17 protein-coding genes are annotated in these 17,647 nt (G+C 61.2%); 10 read left to right on the forward strand and 7 right to left on the reverse strand.

The features are described from left to right. The 4 genes from LCF60_RS10025 to LCF60_RS10040 are packed head-to-tail and all read right to left on the reverse strand — an operon-like array spanning position 1 to position 4,255. Positions 1-1,038, reverse strand: a complete 1,038-nt coding sequence (locus tag LCF60_RS10025; protein ID WP_292291517.1) for a uroporphyrinogen decarboxylase family protein — start codon at positions 1,036-1,038, stop codon at positions 1-3. A 15-nt stretch (positions 1,039-1,053) separates the two neighbouring features. After that, the gene (locus LCF60_RS10030; protein ID WP_292291518.1) at positions 1,054-2,553 is read right to left on the reverse strand and encodes an amidohydrolase family protein; all 1,500 of its coding nucleotides are present in this window, start codon (positions 2,551-2,553) and stop codon (positions 1,054-1,056) included. 32 nt (positions 2,554-2,585) lie between these two features. Beyond that, complete coding sequence (locus LCF60_RS10035; RefSeq protein WP_292291519.1) at positions 2,586-3,389, reverse strand: IclR family transcriptional regulator C-terminal domain-containing protein; 804 nt, start codon at positions 3,387-3,389, stop codon at positions 2,586-2,588. Between the two features lie 2 nt (positions 3,390-3,391). Further along, positions 3,392-4,255: a dioxygenase gene (locus LCF60_RS10040; protein WP_292291520.1), complete on the reverse strand. Its 864-nt coding sequence runs from the start codon at positions 4,253-4,255 to the stop codon at positions 3,392-3,394. Positions 4,256-4,378: 123 nt separating this feature from the next. Here LCF60_RS10040 and LCF60_RS10045 point away from each other — a divergent pair, with 123 nt between their 5' ends. The 9 genes from LCF60_RS10045 to LCF60_RS10085 all read left to right on the forward strand — a co-directional run bounded on the left by LCF60_RS10045 (position 4,379) and on the right by LCF60_RS10085 (position 12,139). Next, positions 4,379-5,191, forward strand: coding sequence for a citryl-CoA lyase (locus LCF60_RS10045; protein ID WP_292291522.1), 813 nt, complete (start codon positions 4,379-4,381; stop codon positions 5,189-5,191). Positions 5,192-5,194: 3 nt separating this feature from the next. Continuing rightward, positions 5,195-6,331: a CoA transferase gene (locus LCF60_RS10050; protein WP_292291524.1), complete on the forward strand. Its 1,137-nt coding sequence runs from the start codon at positions 5,195-5,197 to the stop codon at positions 6,329-6,331. Between the two features lie 48 nt (positions 6,332-6,379). Then, positions 6,380-6,781 (forward strand): YciI family protein, encoded by a 402-nt coding sequence (locus LCF60_RS10055; RefSeq protein ID WP_292291525.1) that lies wholly within the window; start codon positions 6,380-6,382, stop codon positions 6,779-6,781. Positions 6,782-6,802: 21 nt separating this feature from the next. Beyond that, positions 6,803-7,852, forward strand: a complete 1,050-nt coding sequence (locus LCF60_RS10060) for a C4-dicarboxylate TRAP transporter substrate-binding protein (RefSeq protein WP_292291526.1) — start codon at positions 6,803-6,805, stop codon at positions 7,850-7,852. A gap of 42 nt (positions 7,853-7,894) precedes the next feature. Beyond that, positions 7,895-8,425 carry a TRAP transporter small permease subunit gene (locus LCF60_RS10065; RefSeq protein WP_292291527.1) on the forward strand — a complete coding sequence of 177 codons (531 nt, stop codon included), beginning with the start codon at positions 7,895-7,897 and terminating at the stop codon, positions 8,423-8,425. After that, positions 8,422-9,732, forward strand: a complete 1,311-nt coding sequence (locus tag LCF60_RS10070) for a TRAP transporter large permease subunit (RefSeq protein ID WP_292291529.1) — start codon at positions 8,422-8,424, stop codon at positions 9,730-9,732. The genes LCF60_RS10065 and LCF60_RS10070 overlap by 4 nt, the downstream gene beginning before the upstream one ends. Before the next feature lie 15 nt (positions 9,733-9,747). Beyond that, a complete protein-coding gene (locus LCF60_RS10075) occupies positions 9,748-10,275 on the forward strand; it encodes an NAD(P)H-dependent oxidoreductase (protein ID WP_292291530.1) in 528 nt (175 codons plus the stop codon). Between the two features lie 203 nt (positions 10,276-10,478). After that, entirely contained in the window at positions 10,479-11,558 is a 1,080-nt protein-coding gene (locus tag LCF60_RS10080) for an acyltransferase (protein WP_292291531.1), read from the forward strand. Positions 11,559-11,758: 200 nt separating this feature from the next. Beyond that, a complete protein-coding gene (locus LCF60_RS10085; protein WP_292291532.1) occupies positions 11,759-12,139 on the forward strand; it encodes a response regulator in 381 nt (126 codons plus the stop codon). Positions 12,140-12,262: 123 nt separating this feature from the next. Here LCF60_RS10085 and LCF60_RS10090 read toward each other — a convergent pair whose 3' ends face one another. The 3 genes from LCF60_RS10090 to LCF60_RS10100 all read right to left on the reverse strand — a co-directional run bounded on the left by LCF60_RS10090 (position 12,263) and on the right by LCF60_RS10100 (position 16,696). Beyond that, positions 12,263-14,536 carry an ATP-binding protein gene (locus LCF60_RS10090; protein WP_292291533.1) on the reverse strand — a complete coding sequence of 758 codons (2,274 nt, stop codon included), beginning with the start codon at positions 14,534-14,536 and terminating at the stop codon, positions 12,263-12,265. Next, a complete protein-coding gene (locus LCF60_RS10095) occupies positions 14,533-15,552 on the reverse strand; it encodes an ABC transporter substrate-binding protein (RefSeq protein ID WP_292291534.1) in 1,020 nt (339 codons plus the stop codon). The genes LCF60_RS10090 and LCF60_RS10095 overlap by 4 nt, the downstream gene beginning before the upstream one ends. 202 nt (positions 15,553-15,754) lie before the next feature. After that, entirely contained in the window at positions 15,755-16,696 is a 942-nt protein-coding gene (locus LCF60_RS10100) for a flagellar motor protein MotB (protein WP_292291535.1), read from the reverse strand. Between the two features lie 336 nt (positions 16,697-17,032). On the opposite strand from LCF60_RS10100, the gene LCF60_RS24600 reads away from it, so the two are divergent. Further along, the gene (locus LCF60_RS24600; protein ID WP_363318404.1) at positions 17,033-17,617 is read left to right on the forward strand and encodes a sigma-70 family RNA polymerase sigma factor; all 585 of its coding nucleotides are present in this window, start codon (positions 17,033-17,035) and stop codon (positions 17,615-17,617) included. Positions 17,618-17,647 lie beyond the last annotated feature (30 nt).

Consider the following 17,647-nt stretch of genomic DNA (forward strand, 5'->3'; position numbering starts at 1 on the left):
TTATCCATTGCTTTCTCCTCCATGTTCCGCACGCACAATCGCCGCGCCATCGGCCATGGCCTTCATCTTTCCGAAGGCAACGTCGCGCGGAAGATATTTCAATCCGCAATCGGGCGCGACAACGACCTTGTCCGCATCGACATGGGGAAGGGCGCGGCGGATGCGGTCTGCTATGATCTCAGGTGTCTCGATCGTCATGTCGGACAGGTCGAGCACGCCGACCATGATCGTCTTGCCACGCAGCTCTTCCAGGACCGAAGTGTCAAGCTTTGCCTGCGCGGTCTCGATGCTGATCTGGTCGCAGGTGCAGGCCTTCATCTGGGGCAGGAAAGAATACCCCTCGGGTCGCTTTTTCGTCATCGCGGCATAGCCGAAACAGATATGAACGGCCGTCGTGCCCGCGGCTCCGCTCAGGGCCTTGTTGATGGCCTCGATGCCGTATTCTTCGGCAATGTCGGGTTTCGCCTGAAGCCACGGTTCGTCCAGTTGCACGATGTCGGCACCTGCTGCGAAGAGATCGGCGATTTCCTCCCGAACGGCCTCGGCATAATCCATCGCGGCATCGGCAGTGGACGCATAATGATCGTTCTGGGCTTGCAAGCTCATCGTGAACGGGCCGGGCAGGGTGATCTTCACCTTCCGGTCGGTATGGGCGCGCAGGAACTTGAGGTCCTCGACCTCCACTTGCCGCGCGCGGGAGATCGGGCCGATGATCCGCGGTACCGGCACGGGGCTGCCAGACCGGGTGAAGACGGTGCCGTAATTGTCGAGGTCCAGTCCGTCGAGCGCGGTTGCGAACCGGTTCGAGTAACTCTCGCGCCGGATTTCGCCATCGGTGATGATGTCGAGCCCGGCCTCTTCCTGTTCCCGGATCGCGACCCGCGTGGCATCGTCCTGCGCCTCTCTCAGAAACGGCTCAGGCACGCGCCAGAGTTCGCTTGCGCGGGTGCGCGGCGGGAACTGGCCTTTCAGTTTCTCGCGGTCGATCAGCCAGTCCGGCTGGCAGTAGCTTCCGACGAGTGTGGTGGGGAAAAGCATCTGTCCACTCCTGTTTCAGGCAAAGAGATCCTGCTCGACGCCGGCTTTCTCGAAGATGTAGTCACGGCTTGCCGCGAGTTCGCGTCCGAGCTTGTCCATGTCGTGACCCAGAAGCCGACCCTGCCATTTGCGTATCTTGCCCGCGACCATGACGGTGTCGACATTGGATCGGTCCATGAGCGTGACCACCGCACCCGCCGCATTGTTGAGCGGCGCGACATTGATCGCCTCCGCATCGAGGAGGATGATATCCGCATCCTTTCCCGGAGTCAGCGATCCCGTCTTCTTGTCGAGACGAAGACCTTTCGCGCCTTCGATGGTGGCATGACGTATCGCATCCGCGGTCCGCATCAGCGCAGGATGCCCTTCGTCGCCGGACAGCGCGCGCTCGTTCGCCCGCATCCGTTGCAACGTGATCAGCCCGCGCATCTGCGTAAAGAAATCCGCAGACATCGTGCATTCCACATCCGAGGACAGCGACACCGACATGCCGAGATCGAGCGCCTTCTGGATCGGCGGCTCGCCGTGGCGCATGTGCATCTCGATCGGGACGGAAAGCGAGACATGCGCGCCGGCATCCGCGGCTGCCTTCCACGCATCGTCTGTCATGCCGGTCATGTGGATGAAGATGTTGTCGGGGCCGAAAACGCCCTTCTTGGCCAGTGCATCGAATGTGGGCGTCATGCCGAAGGTGGTGACGACATGCAGGGCGATCTGCAGGTCAAGCTCGCGGCCGATGGCCCACATGTCCTCGTAGCCTTCGATGTAGATCTCGCCACCCATGACCATCGTGAGAAGCTGGTCCTCGGAAGAGAAGTACTGCTCGCGGATGCGGCGTGCGCCACCCGGGTGTTCCTTGCCGTCCCACCAGCCTTCGAAATATCCGAAGACCCCGCGCCGCCCGGCGTCGCGGAGGCCCTGGATCGCCGCGTCGGAATGTTCGGCGGAGTGGTGGATCTGACTGACGTCCATGACGGTCGTCACGCCTGCATCAAGTTGGGCGAGGCCGCCGTAAAGTTCGTTGATGTAGACGTCTTCCGGCCGGTAATGCTGGGAAAAACCAAGCAGCATCGCTTCGTAGTAGTTCCGCGCATTCTCGGGCTTGCCGTCGTTCACCACGATGGCATCTGCCAGCGCCGAACGCAGTCCGGTCTCGAACTGGTGGTGATGGGTGTCTATGAATCCCGGCATGACGATCTTGCCGGAGGCGTCGATCATGCGCGCGTCGCCCGCCTCGATATGCGCGGCGACCTCGACGATCTTGTCGCCCTCGATCAGCACGTCACCTTTCGCGAAGTTGCCGATCGCATCGTCCACCGACATCACCACACCGCCCTTGATGAGGATGCGCATTCCCTTTTCACCGGACATTTCCGGCAGAGATTCCGCGGAAATCGTCGTCCGTGCGGCTTGCGCGGCCTTCGCGCCGGAATTGCTGTCGGCCGGGGCGGACATGAAGGGCACGTTGCCGGGGCAAAACGACTTGGGTGTCGCGGGGCTGCAAAGTCTGCACATGGTCGGTCTCCTCCCAGAGCCTTGTTGTTTTCCTATCCGCCGAGCACCGCCCTGAGGGTCGGATAGCGGTTCAGTTGGTGTGAAATGTGGGACGCTGCCTCCCGCAGGGCGGGCAGGCGGTCGTTCACGAGCTGTTCCGGCGTCACCATTCCGGTGTAGCCCGAAGTGTTGAGCGCGGCGACGGTCTTGCCGTCGGCGTCGCGGATCGGCACGGCCAGCGCGGTGATCCCGTAGTCCAGCTGGTCGACCGTGGTGGCATAGCCGTCCCGGCGGGCAACCATGACCTCGGCCCGCAACGCCTTGGGATTGGTGCAGGTCTTCGAGGTCAGTTTCTTCGGAGCATATGTTTTCAGGTAGGCGTCGATCTTTTCGTTCGGCAGACCGGCCAGCAGGACCCGCCCCATCGAGGTGGCATAAGCCGGATATCGGGCACCGGCGACTGCCGCCGCCCGTCGTGCGCGCTGGACCGTGACATGCGCCACGTAGATCACGTTCTCGCCGTCCAGAGAGCCGACCGAAGACGCGTCGCCGAACCGGTCCACGATGGTGCGCAGGTCTTGCTGAAGCACCTCGTCGATCCGCGCCGTGAAATAGAACGCGGATCCGAGCGCCATCAGCTTGGGGCGCAGATGGAACCGCTTGTCCCGCCGCCCGATATACCCCAGCGTTTCCAGCGTCATCAGCGATCGGCGCGCCGCAGCGGGGGTCAGACCGACGCGCCGCGCCACCTCCGAGAGCGTCATCTCGGGGTTGGCGGCATCGAATGCCTCGAGGATGGCGATCCCTTTCGCCAGCGCCTCGACGAATTCCGCCGGTTTTTCGTTCGTTTCGGTCAAGATCAGCCTTCTGGTGCCAGAACGAAATCAAAGGTGCAGATGGCATCCGGCTTTTTCTCGAGCGCGTAGCCAAGCCCATCGGCATCCTTGGCCGGACCCACCTTGGCGATCAGCGACTTGCGCACCCCGAACACCGCATCGTTGTCGATATATTCCGCGTTCTCGAAGAAAACCTCGGTGGTGATCGAATTCATCCCCGGAGCGCGGACGATGTAATGCAGATGCGCGGGACGCCACGCATGCCGGTTCCCGGCGCGCAGCAGCTTGCCCACCGGTCCGTCATAGGGAACCGTATAGGGTTTCGGAAGGACGGTGGTGTAATAGAAACTGCCCGTTTCGTCCGCTTCGAAGATGCCGCGAAGATCGAACTTGTCCTGTCCCTGTTCCTGCTCCTGGATCGGGTAGGTGCCCGCCGCATCCGCCTGCCATGTATCGAGGATCGCGCCGGGCAGCGGGTTGTGGAGCGTATCCGTCACCTTGCCATGCACCAGAACGGTGACGCCGTCGCGGCCATCGGACAGGTCCGATCCCAATGTCTTGCGCGGCGCGTCGTCAAGATAGAACGGGCCAAGGTTCGACCCTTCGGTGGCGCCACCCTTGGTGTTGATCATGTCGACCAGTGCCGAAAACCCTACGACATCCGACAGCAGGATGAATTCATGCCGTTCCGGGGTCGATATCTGTCCGCAATCGTACAGAAAGTTGAGAACCCCCATCCACTCTTCATGCGTGACCTGATTTTCGCGTGTGAAGTCGTGCAGATGGTCAAGAAATCCGTGAAGAAGTTGCTCGAACCGGCTTCCGGGCTCTGTCTTGAACGTTTGTTTCACCGCCTCCGTGATGGTGAACTGGTTGATATCCCGCATGCATTTCCTCCCCTGGAACGATCGCCGCTCGAAGCGACCGATAATTCGACTTGACGGAAAGCTAGTCTGGTCCATACTTTTCGGCAAGAGCAAAAGTTTTCGCATTGCGAAAAAAGGAGAGCCATGCGTATTGGGAAGCAAGACCAGTCTTTCACCGCCATCGCGACATCGGACGCCGAAAGCGTCACCGTCCGGGGCCATGATTTGTGCGGCGACCTGATCGGCAAGATCAATTTCACCGACTATTTCTGGCTGCTCGTGCTTGGTGACAAACCGACCGAGGCGCAGCGCGACATGATGGATGCATGCCTCGTCGCGATTGCCGAACATGGTCTTGTACCCTCGGTGCAGGCGGCACGCATGACGCTGGCGGCCGGGCCGGACGCGTGGCAGGGCGCGATGTCGGCCGGCCTTCTGGGCATGGGCAGCGTTGTTGCAGGAAGCTCGGAATCTGCTGGGCGCTACCTTGCCGAGGTGCTTGCCAAGGCAGAACGCGATGGCACGGATATCGAAACGGCCGCCATCGCCAGCCTGAAGGATCACAAGGCCGAGCGCCGCAAGGTCGCTGGGCTTGGCCATCCGCAGCACAGTTCCGGCGATCCTCGGGCCGACAGGCTGCTGGAGATCGCAGACGATCTTGGGGTGTCGGGCAAGTATATCGAAACGCTCCGGATCCTTGGCAAACACGCCCCAGGCATCATCGAACGCCCGCTGCCGATCAATGTCTCGGGCGCGATCCCGGCCTGTATCCTGGACGCGGGCTGGCCCTTGGACGCGATCAAGGCGGTGCCGCTGCTGGCCCGCACTGCCGGGTTGTCGGCACATCTCTTTGAGGAAACGCAGCGGTCGATCGGATTCATCATGTCGCACGAGGCGGACCAGGCCATTGCCTATGACGGCAAGCCATCATCGAAATCATCCAGGGCGGCGGGATAATCCATGGTCAAGATTCTTCAGGATATCCGCGTAATCGAGCTTGGGACCTACATCACCGGCCCGGCAGCCGGGATGCATCTTGCCGATCTCGGAGCCGACGTCATCAAGGTCGAGCGCCCCGGCACGGGCGATCCGTTCCGGGCGTTCAAGGGGGGGCTCTATTCGCCGCACTACCAGACCTATAACCGCAACAAGCGGTCCATCGCGCTGGACACCAAGGATCCGGCGGACCTCGCCGTCCTGCATGACCTGATCGCGACCGCGGACGTGTTCATCCAGAATTTCCGCCCCGGTGTCGCCGAGAAACTGGGCGCCGGCGAAGATGAGCTGCGCAAGATCAAACCCGACCTGATCTATTGCGCGATCTCGGGTTTCGGCACGTCCGGCCCGTCGCGCGACCGGCCCGCGTATGACACCGTGGCCCAAGCGGCAAGCGGCTATCTGCGGCTTCTGACACCGCCGACAAATCCGCGCGTCATCGGTCCCGCCATCGCCGATGCCGTGACCGGCCAATATGCGGCCATGGGTATTCTTGCGGCGCTTCTGGAACGGTCGAAGTCCGGCAAGGGGAGGCGGCTCGACATCTCCATGCTGGAGGCGATGTGCCATTTCAACCTCGACAGCTTCACGCATTATTACTCGGTGAACGAAGTGATGGGCCCGCTGTCGCGCCCGGTCGTGTCGCAATCCTACACGTTCGAGTGCGCCGACGGGAAATGGGTCGCAATCCACATGTCGTCGCCGCCGAAATTCTGGCAAGGCCTGCTTGCCGCGACCGGGCAGGAGCATCTGAACGACGATCCCCGGTTTGCCGAACGGCTCGAGCGGATCAAGCATCAGGACGACCTGATCGCGCATTTCACACCGATCTTCGCAACAAGGCCGCGGGATGCGTGGTGTCAGCGTCTGCTTGAAAACGAAGTGCCGCACGCCCCTGCCTACGATGCGAGCGAAGCGCTGGAAGACCCGCAGGCGCAACATCTCAGGATCAAGGTCGATGCACCGTCCTCGGAACTTGGCACCTTCACGACCGTGCGCGCGCCTTACAGTTTCGACGGGACACCAGAACTCGATGTCCTGCCGCCGCCGGTTCTGGATGAACATGGTGACGAAATCCGGGCAGAGCTGTCCAAACGCTAGGACCGCAGTGCCGTCCATCAGGATCAATTATGCATGGGGAGGTGCAGAATGTCCGAAGAAAACCCGAAAATGGTACCCGCCGCAGCGGTGCTGGAGGCATCGAAAGAGATGCTCCAGCGCCAGCTTTACGCGATCTTCACGACCCCGACCGACGGGCTGGGTCCGGTCTTTGCGATCATCGAAAAGCATCTGGAATTCCAGGTCCAGCTTGAAAAGGACGGCATCCTCTATGCTGCCGGGCCGATGTGGACGGATGACGAGCAAAGCTGGGAAGGCGAAGGGCTTGTCGTGGTCAGGGCGGCCTCCCGCGAAGAGGCCATCACCATCGCCGAGCGCGACCCGATGCATGTCTCCGGCGCGCGGTCCTTCAAGGTGCGGCCATGGCTGATCAACGAAGGGTCGCTGACGATCACGTTCAACAATTCAAGCCAGACATTCACGATCAACTGACAACACTCAAGGGAGGACTTCATGAAACTTCTGCATAGCGCGCTCCTCGCGGGACTTCTGGCACTGCCGGTCCACGCGCAGGAAACCATCAACCTGACCGTGGCGTCCAGCCACCCGACCGTTGTTCCATGGGTCGGCATGATCAAGACCCACTTCATGGCCAGGACGGACGAGATCCTTGCCGAAACCGGCACCTACAAGATCGAATGGAACGAAGCCTTCGGCGGCCAGCTCTACAAGGCCAATGCGACCCTGACATCGGTCGAGGAAGGCATCACCGACATCGGCTGGGTCTTTTCGTTCCTCGAACAGGCCAAGCTGCCGCTCAGCCAGGCATCGTCGAACGCCCCGTTTTCGACCTCAAACCCGGCACTGCAACTTGAAGTGCACCAAGAGCTTCTGGAAACCAACGACGCGTTTCGAGAGGAATGGGAACAATACAACCTGAAGGTCCTCGGCCTGACCGGGACAGATCTCTACGACATCTACACCAAGGAACCGCTGACCGGTATCGACGACATCGACGGGATGAAGATCTCTGCTCCCGGGGTGCTGGGCAACTGGCTTCGCGGGACCGGGGCGAACGCCGTGGATGGCGCGCTGACGACCTATTACACCGATGTGCAGACAGGTGTGTCCGATGGCGCGCTGACGCTGGCGCTCGGAGCGCTGCCGATCAAGCTGCACGAAGTTGCGCCCTATATCAATCGCTTCGACGGGGGTGGTGCCTTCTCGGGCGCCGTGGCGATCAACCGGGACAGCTGGGACAGCCTGCCCGAAGAGGTCCAGAACGCGATGATCGAAGCGGGCAAGCACTACACCGAAGCACATGGCAAGGACCTTGTCGAACGTCACGAATTCGCGCTCGACAAGATGGTCGAAATGGGCGCGCAAATCGTTGAAATGCCGGAAGGGGAACTGGTCAAGTGGGTCAACAAGATGCCGGATGTCGCAAGCGACTGGGCAGCCCCGCTTGAAGAACGCGGCATCCCGGCCAACGCGTTCCTCTCCGCCTATCTGGACGGCCTTCGCGCCCGCGGAGAAACTCCGGCGCGCGACTGGGACAAGTAGGGCCGCGGCTTGAACACCGAAGACAATAACCGCCCCTCCTCCTTGCGGACGGAGGTGCCGGAGACCCGGCTTGAACGGGTCTGGCACAGGGTGGTGGAGACCTTCGCCGCCCTGGGCACCGTGCTGATCGGTGTCCTGATGGTCATCATCTGCGCCGATATCGTTGCCAGGAACACCATGGGGGCGTCCTTGCCGCTGGTCTCGGAAGGCGGCGGGCTTCTGGTGGTGGCGCTGGTCGCGCTGCAACTTGCCGCAACCGTGCGGGCAGGGCGACTGGCCAGGACAGAGGTGTTCATCCTTCCTTTCGCAGGCCGGTATCCGAGGGCTGGGGCGTTGCTGAACGGTCTGTTCGACCTGACGGGCGCGGTTGTTCTGGGCCTGATTGCCTGGGCCTCGATCCGCGTTGTGGAAAAGGATTTCAGCGCCGGCGAATTCATTGGCGTCCCCGGTCTTGCCACGCTGCAGACATGGCCCTTCCGCGTGCTGATCCTCGCGGGTTTCACGATTGCGGCCATTGAAAGCGCCATTCGCGTGATCGCCGCGCTCCGCCAGACGATGGGACCCCGCCGATGACGCCGTTCGAAATCGGAACCAGCGCGATTGCCGTTCTGGTGCTGCTTATCCTGATCGGGATGCCCATCGGGATAGGCATGCTTGCCACGTCGTTCGTCGGTGTCGCGCTGATCCGCAATGAGACAGTCGCGGTCCGGATGATGGCGCAGGTCGCCAATGACAGCCTCGAGGAATACCTGTTCGCGGTGGTCCCTCTCTTCGTGCTGATGGGGCTGCTGGTGACTGTCTCGGGTGTGGGCAAGGACACGTTCGACGTGTTCCAGAAACTGCTCAAACGGGTGACGGCGGGGCTTGGTGTCGCCACCGTCTTTGCCAACGCGGTGTTCGCGGCGATCACCGGCATCTCCATCGCCTCGGCTACGGTGTTCAGCCGGATCGCCGTGCCCGAGATGCGCCGCCACGGCTACACCAACACATTCGCCACCGGCGTGGTTGCCGGGTCGTCCGTTTTGGGCATGTTGATCCCGCCGTCGCTTCTGATGATCGTTTACGCGGTTCTTGCCGAACAATCCGTGGGGCGGATGTTCCTTGCGGGCATTGGGCCGGGGATATTGCTCGCGCTGGCTTTCACCGTGACGATCCTGATCCTTGCCACCACGCGGCGCGATTTCGTGTTCGAAGCCGGAGACGAGGCCGAGTACGACAATATCGGACTCTTCGACGTCGTCTTGAAATCCATCCCCATTTTGTCCCTGATGGTCCTGGTGCTGGGCGGGCTTTACGGCGGGTTCCTGAACCCGACAGAGGCTGGCGCGGCGGGTGCCTTCGGCGCGCTCGTCATCGCGCTTCTGCGCCGCTCGCTTGATCGCAGGGCCTTCTGGCGGCTTCTGGTCGAGACCGGGCAGATCACCGTTTCGGTCCTGTTCCTGATCCTCGCCGCGACCTTCTTCAGCCGGATGCTGGCGCTGTCCGGCGTGCCCCGCGAACTGTCCGAGTTCTTCCTTTCCGGCAATATCGGTCCCTATGGGTTCCTTCTGGCCTATATCCTGCTGATCGTCGCGCTTGGCTGCCTGATCGATTCCATCTCGATCATGCTGATCGTCCTGCCGATCGCGCTTCCTGTGGCGGATGCCGCCGGTCTTGACCTGATCTGGTTCGGTGTCATCACCGTCATCGCGGTCGAGATCGGGCTTCTGACCCCGCCTTTCGGGCTGTCGGTCTATACCATCAAGTCCGCGATGGACGACCCCGACCTCAAGGTGGGAGAAATCTTTCGCGGGGCCGCGCCCTTCATCCTGGCCATGCTGGTCACGCTGGCCATCATCATCCTTCTGCCATCCACCGCCACATGGCTGGCCCGTCTTTGAACAACGAGGAAACCAATGCCCGACATTCTCATCATTCCCGGAAGCCTGCGTCAGATGTCCTCATCCCGCGCCACCGCCCGCGCGCTTTCACAGCGCCTGGAGGCACAGGCCAATTGGTCCATTGCCGATATCGGCACCCTTCCGCATTACAACGCCGACGTGACCGACAACCCCGCTGTCGCGGCCTTCGTCGATCAGGTCGGCGCGGCCGATGGCATTGTTTTTGTGTCGCCGGAATACAATTACAGCGTTCCCGGCGTTCTCAAGAACGCCATCGACTGGGCGTCGCGCCCGGCGTTCGCCTCTGTCTTCCGTGACAAGCCCTGCTTCGTGGTCAGCGTGTCCGGCGGCGCCCTGGGCGGCGTCCGCGCGCAGGCGCACCTGAAGTACATCCTGAATGGCATGCTGGCGCGCGTCTTTGCCGCCAAGGAAGTCGTGGTTCCCAACGCCAATGCCAAGGTCGCGGACGGGCTCTTGAACGATCCCGATGTGCTGGCCTTCGCCGAGGCCGAGATCATGCCCTTTATCGACAGTCTCGCGTAGCCTGTCCGCACCCGCAATTTGCGCCGGTTCTTGTTCCGGCCTTGTCCGCCATTGCCAGTCCGGCCTGGCTGGGCAGGGCCATTCCGCAATCAGGCCAAGATGTCTCGCGCGGGTGTGTAGAGGACATCTGCGCCAAACTGGCGAGGTATCGCCGAGGCCGCGGCACCCCCGGAACGTTGCCGACACGCTCCCGTTGCCCCGACATGAAGAATGCGAACAGCACAATCCGCGGGTTCGACGGCATCCGGGCCTTGGCTATCATGGCGGTCATCCTGAGCCATACGAACGTGCTTGGTGCGTTGGTTGATCGCGGCTATCTCGCCGAAGGGATTGCCCGTTCCATCAACGGTTCGGCCGGCGTGCAAGCGTTCTTCGTCTTGTCGGGGTTCCTCATCACGCACCTTCTGGTGCACGAGCAGGACAGGAACGGCGAGGTGTCGCTGCGAAGCTTCTACATTCGCAGAGCCCTCCGGATCATGCCGATCTATTTTCTCGTGGTTACCGCGACGCTGGTGATGGAGGTCATGTTCGGACAGGTCGCAAGCCCGCAGTCCTTCGCGCATGCCTATACCTACACCTACAATTTCGTGCCAAAGGAGGAGTATTCGACCAATCTGGGTCATACCTGGTCGCTCGCCGTAGAGGAGCATTTCTATCTGGTCTGGCCGTTCATTTTCGCGGCCGCCGCCGCGACGTGGCGCCCGCTGCTCCTCGGGCTCCTCGTGTTCGTCCCCGTCGCCGCCATGCTTCACGTCTTCGCAAGCCAGACAGCGGCCACTGACCAGTTTTTCGTTTATCGCTGGTCCTTCTTCGCCGGCATCAACATCGCGCTCGGATGCCTTGGCGCGCTGCTTGCCAACCGCGAAGTCGGGCTTTGCTGGCCGTCGGCCCTCACCGGGCTTGGAGGCTTCGCGCTCGGGGTCGCTTTCTGGTTCATCGAGGCATTTCCCGGGGCATCGCAGCCGCCCCTCACATCCTATGTCCGAGCGGTGGGGTTCTTGATCCTGATCGTCTGGATCACCCGCAACCAGAACAGTGCCTTCGTCCGGCTGCTCGAACTGCCTCCAATCCGCTATGTCGGTGTGATCTCTTACGGCCTCTACATGTACCAGGGCTTCTACCTCAGCACCTCACCCTGGCGCGGCCCCGACCAGGTCTGGCCGCCGGACCGGTGGCTTGGGCTCATCCTCCTCGCGGTCACGGCGCCCCTATCCTATCATTTCATCGAAAGGCCCATTCTGAGGCTCAAGCGCCGTTGGGAATGGCATGGCCGCCGAACATGATCACTTTCCTGTCACCGTGCAGCAATGCGACGAACCTCCCGACAATGATCCAGCCTGTGTAAGTGACCGGCAGAGGGAAAAGCACTCCGATCAGCGCTGATTTATGTGACATTTTGGAAACGCAGGTTTTCTCCGGTCTTTCTTGCGACGGGCTTATCGGCTATTTGTGATTTGCGAAAACAATGGAATTGTCCTGAGACATGGCAAAGATACTCGTAGTCGATGACGACCCGGACGTGGGCGACACCGTCGTTGCGATGCTTGCTTGCGTTGAACATGACGTGACATTCGAAAGCCGATCCGCACGTTCCATAAGCCTGTTGGCGGAAACCGGGTTTGATCTTGTGATTTGCGATCTGTTCATGCCTGACTGTGACGGAATTGAGCTCATCCTTGAGATCAAGAGAATGAGCTCGCAAACCAGGATCATCATGATGACAGGAGGGGCGCGGCTTTTCCCGCCGGGTTCGAACGCTTTGAGCGATATCACGACCAGCGCGGAAATGCTTGGCGCGGACTCGACGATCCGCAAGCCTTTCAGACGACAGCAGTTGGTCGATGCGGTGTCGGAACTCGTTTAGGTCATATCTCGACACGGCGATGCCAGAGGCGAATGACGCGTGTTCTTCAGCTTGTTTACGAACCTTTAGGCACGATTGCGCAACGCACACCGCCAAGTCTCCACATACAGAAATGTGCCTCCCTCACGGATTGAGCTCACCACCGGCCAATGCAATACGAAGAACGCGAGCAAGATCGGTCGAACGGTAGGGCTTGGTCAGAAGCAGCGTCCCATCTTCGAGACGCCCGTCGTGGATCAGGCTTTGCTGGGTATAGCCTGACGTGAAGAGCACCTTCAGGTCCGGGCTGTGACTTCTTGCTTCGCGGGCAAGATCGGCGCCATTGATCAGGCCGGGCATCACGACGTCGGTGAACAGGAGATCAACGTCCGGCTCAGCCGCGAGAGCGGTCAGCGCCTCCTCGGCATTCGCCGCGCTCGACACGCGGTAGTTGAGCCGCGCGAGCTGTTCCTCGACATTCCTGCGCAGGGCTTCGTCGTCCTCGACCACCAGGACATGCTCGCCCTGGCCGTCCGGGTGCACGGTCTCCTCCGCTGCCGCTTTCTCCACTTTTTCCTCTGCCCCCGCTTCGGCAAGCGGAACATAGAGCCGCACGATCGTGCCGCTCCCGAGTTCCGAGTAGATCCGCGCATGGCCGCCGGATTGTTGCAGAAAACCGTAGACCGAACTCAGGCCGAGACCGCTCCCCTCGCCCTGCGGCTTGGTGGTGAAGAACGGCTCGAAGGCCCGGGCCGCTGTCTGGGACGTCATGCCGTGTCCATTGTCCGAGACCGAGATACAGACATAGTTTCCCGGTCTCGTATCGGGCTGACTCCTTGCCCATTCTTCGTCGATCTCGACGAGTTCGGTTTCCACGAGGATGCGTCCGCGTCCGCTGATCGCCTGGCTCGCGTTCAAGACGAGGTTGAGGAGCGAGGACTGGAGCCGGCCCGGATCGACCTTGCAGAGTGCGTTCTGCGCGCCGAGGTGGTACTCCATCTCGACGTCTCCCGGTACGCCCTGACGGAAAAGCATGGCAGAGCGTTCGATCAGCGTGTTGACCTTGGTGAGTTCGGGCCGAAGTGGCTGACGCCGTGAATAGGCAAGAAGACTGTCTGTCAATTCTGCACCGCGCTCCGCCGCATCGAGCACCGCGCTGGCCAGCCGTTGTGTCCGTTTGTCCGGCAAGGCTTCCACGAGGAGGTCGGCATTGCCAAGAATGATCGTCAGCAGGTTGTTGAAATCGTGCGCAATGCCGCCCGTCAGCTGGCCGATCGTATCGAGTTTTTGCGCCTCGAAGAGTTGCTGGTCGAGGGCGCGGAGCGTCGTGATGTCCTGAAAGGCGCCGTGAACTGCAACCGTTTCACCCGAAGCGTCCAATTCCGCCTCGCAGACGGAGCGGACGATGATCTCTCGACCTTTTGCCGTTATGAGCCGGTAGACCCCGTCGAAAGGTTCTCCCGTCTTCAGGCATGTGCGAAAATCGGCCTCGATTCTTGCGCGATCATCTTCGTGATAAAAGCGGATACCCTCCTCGACCGTGGGGGCGAAACCGGGTTCGAGATCATGGATGAGCGCGGTGCCTTCGGTCCATTCGAGTTTTGGCGCCCCGACGACGTAGCGCCAGCCACCGAACTGCGCCACCTCGGAGGCCATGCGCACAAGTGCGCTTGAACGTGCCAGATCGCGCTGCGATGCCTCGTGCCGGGCAACAAGGCTGTTGAACGCGCGGGCGACTTCGCCCAATTCATCCGTCCTCGTCTCGGGCATCCGGGCGTTCCTGTCGCCCGCATCAATCTTGCGGATCGTTTCGGCGACTGCCTGAAGCGGAAGGCCCACCCGGCGGTAGAGCAAAAGAAACCCGACAAAACTGGTGATGGCGAAGAGCGCCGAAAGGACGGCCATCAATGTGAAAAGGAAACGGGTCTCTTGCCCAATGGCGCGGCTGTGGCTTTCGACCGCGTCGCCAGCGGCCCTGTCGAGCACCATCCCATAGGTGGAAATCGCCGAGATCAGGCTCTGTACCGTCGGATCGATTTCCCGCAACCTCTCTAGTGGCGCGGCCTCGCCCTCCTCAGGGGCAGTGGTTGCGAGCATTTGCAGAATGATGTCGATTGCACGTGTGGCATTTCGGACATCAGGGTTGTCGGGCCCGAGCCGTTGAAGCGCTTGCTTTACCGACCGTCCTTCCGCAATCACGGTCGTCATCGTGGCCGGATCGGCAGGCGTTGTCAGAAGCATGTCACCCGCCACGGAGAACGCAGAAAGGCGCCGCTGCAAATCGAGAATGAACGCCATCTCATCATGCTGGTGCACGGCCTTGGTCAGCAGGCTTCCGGCGACGCCTGCAAGGAGTGCCGCGATGATGGCGATCGCCGCAAGCGCGGCCCGGGACGTTGCAACGATACTTGTCCTCATGGCACGCCGGCGACAATGTCGGGCCACGTTGCAATCGGCAGGAGGACTGATGAGGGCGAAAAGCTTGCGAGCGGCAGGGTCGAAACCGCTGTCACGAATGAGCCGTTTTCACTCCTGTTGGCATGGCCTTCTCGGGCAGCCCAGGCCGACTGCTCTCGGTAGCTTGCGTAGATTGACCAGTCCAACGTCACATCGAAGATCGGCAGCCGTTCTGCAGCGGCAGTGTAGAGCTGCGTGTTGAACCCCCAACGTTCGGCAAACAAGGTGAGCGCATCCTCGGGATTGCGCTCTATCCAGTCAGAGGCTTGCGCATAAGCCTTGAGGAGAGCGGCGATGTCGTCTGGACTCTGTTGAATCGCGTCGCGGGTTGTCACCACGAGCCAGTGCGTGGGCAGGATGAAATCGCTTGGGAAGGTGGTCAAGGGCAACTGCCACCTTTCCTCCAGTTCTTCCCAGGGCTCGAATATCACGGTCGCATCGACCCGACCGTCAACCAAGGCCTGTGGAATTTCGTCGAAGCGAAGATCGAAAAGGTCGACCGAACCTTCGATTCCGTGAAAAGCTGCGAACACGGACCAAAGGTAATCGGAAAACGTTCCGCGGGTCAGGCCCAGGCGTTTCCCGGCGAGGTCGCCCGGTTTTTCGACTCCAAGAGACCGCAGCACAGCGATCCTCGCGTCTGGAAGGCCGTGCAGGAGATTTGCGAGAATGACGGGATCGTCGCCTTCGCCGGGGGTGGAATCCTGAAGGCGGTCAATGACGAACGCGGTCATATCTGTCAGTACGACATCCGTGTCTCCGCGACGAAGGGCTGTCAGCCCGGCACTGGTGTCGAACGCATATTCCACCTCGGCATCAAGCTCGGCGGATTGAAAGAAGTCCCGTTCATCAGCGACAAGCGTCGGCAGATCACCCGTAAACCTTGCGCCGACGATCCGCAGCGTATCGCTTTGCGCCGTCGCACCGGCACAGGTGATATGGACCGCCACCAGGACGCCAAGACTCAAACGTTGCATTCGCCGCGGACCCCTTTGCAAATGGGCGGATACGATCTTTCACTTCACCCTGAACGCCCAAATTCAGGGATTGTACAACCGTTATATCCTCCCGCAGTTTTGCGAAAGTGGAAACGGCTAGTGGTCAAGGGAGATTCCGCCAAAGTTGTGCAGGAGAGCCACCGGAATCCCTTGGGCAGTTGTCGCTGATGCTGACGCCCGTTCACGAGTCGTCCGCGGAAGTCGCATTTCCAGGAGTGCCAACCGCAACCAGTTCGATGGTAATGCGCCGGTTCCGGGCATCGCTCGGGTCTTCCGAAATGAGCGGCGTGACCGCGGCGCGACCGCTGACCCGGGTAAATCGCTCTGGCGCGACGCCAAATGCTTCCAGGGCTCGACGCGCGGCGTTGGCGCGATCGGCCGAGAGTTCCCAATTGCCGTAGCCTCCGGTTCCGCGGAAGGGCGTGGAGTCGGTATGGCCGATGATCTTGACGTTCATAGGGACATCCGCGAGCACGATGGCCACTTCCTTCAGCACACTGCCAACGACCTCGGTCAGTTCGGCGCTGCCCGACTGGAACATGGGGCGCTCGCCAAGGTCTATGATTTCGACCACGACGCCGTCTGCAGATCTTGAGACCATCAGGTTTCCCGCAAGACTTTCAAGCGGGTTGCCCTTCGCCATCGTGTCCTTGAGCGCGGCGAGCGTGGCGTCGATCGAATCGCGTTCATTCTCTTCTTCGACGGGGTCTTCCGGCTCGGTCTCGGTGGTCTGCTCGAATGCCGACCAGGGATTGGCACCTGCTTCGTTCGCAATTCCCGAGGGAGATCCGGGCGACTCCTTGTCGGGCGTTGCCTGCCACAGCGGAGTTTCGTCCATAAGGAGTGCTTCGCGCGCGTCCCGCACCTTGGCAGCCGCCGGATCGTAGCCCGCAAGATCGACGAGCGGGATGCTTGCGGGCGTAAAATAGTCGGCGAGACCCTCGAGTTTCTCCGGTTCGCTGAGCGACAGGATCCAGAGCAAGAGGAAGAAAGCCATCATCGCAGTCATGAAGTCGGCATAGGCAACCTTCCAATTTCCGCCATGATGGCCCTTTATAACCTTCTTCGGGCGCTTGATGATCACCGTGGGTCGGGTGTTTGGAATGCTGGTCGGGTCTGCCATTTCGTGCTCTCCGCGGGTCGTTAGGTAAGTTCATGCATGTTCTGTCGACACAAATGAAGTGGATCGTGGTCACATTTGCGTCTCCCGGAACGTATTTGCGAAAAATGTTGTAATTACGATCTTAAGATGTCATGACCGGTCTCGTGGGAAGTGCGGAGACGACAGAGCGCGATGAAACAGCTGCGGCACGCTGCCCACGATGGCGCCAGTCCCGTAAACGGACCGTCTGCGCATGACGGGGCGGATCAACTCGAATGGATCGCCCAGTGGCAGTCGGACCGCGCGCCCGCCGCACTCGACAATTTGCTTCGGGCACATGCGTCCTTGATCCGGGCTATGGCGCGCGCATGGTCGACCGAGGCGCACCAGTGGGATGACCTTGTTTCCGAAGGCAACCTCGCCCTGATCTGCTGTATCGATGGCTTTGCACCGCGTGATGGTGTGCCGTTCTTTGCCTATGCGCGACCCTTCGTCCGGGCCGCCATGCGCAAAGAGATGCTCAGGAACATCGCGGTTGTCGCCATTCCTCCGCAACACCAACGTGCTGCCCGCGAAGGCCGGCTCGGGGACCGCGATCTCGCTGCTCTCCGGGGCGCCGCCAGACCGCAGCGGATCGACGATATCGATGGGTGGGATCTGTGCGCGCATGAAGAACCGGCGGAACTGGCGATGATCAGCGCAGAAGATGCCGATGCAAGACGGCGGATAGTCGATGCGGCCTTGTCGCGCCTCAGCAGTACGGAACGCCTCTTGATAGAACGGTGTCGGTGTGAAAGCGACCTGCCGCTCGCGACCGTCGCGGCCCGGGCCGGTATGAGTGTGGAGCGGATCCGCAAGATGGAAGCACGGGCTCTTGCGCGGATGAAGGCGCAGTTCATCCGTCATGGCGTTACTTCTGCACAGATCGGAGAAGAGTCGTGATGCAGGCGATGGGATCGGTTTCGGCAGGGG

It is taken from the genome of Marivita sp. (assembly GCF_020055635.1).
In the GTDB taxonomy this organism is placed as follows: Bacteria; Pseudomonadota; Alphaproteobacteria; order Rhodobacterales; family Rhodobacteraceae; genus Marivita.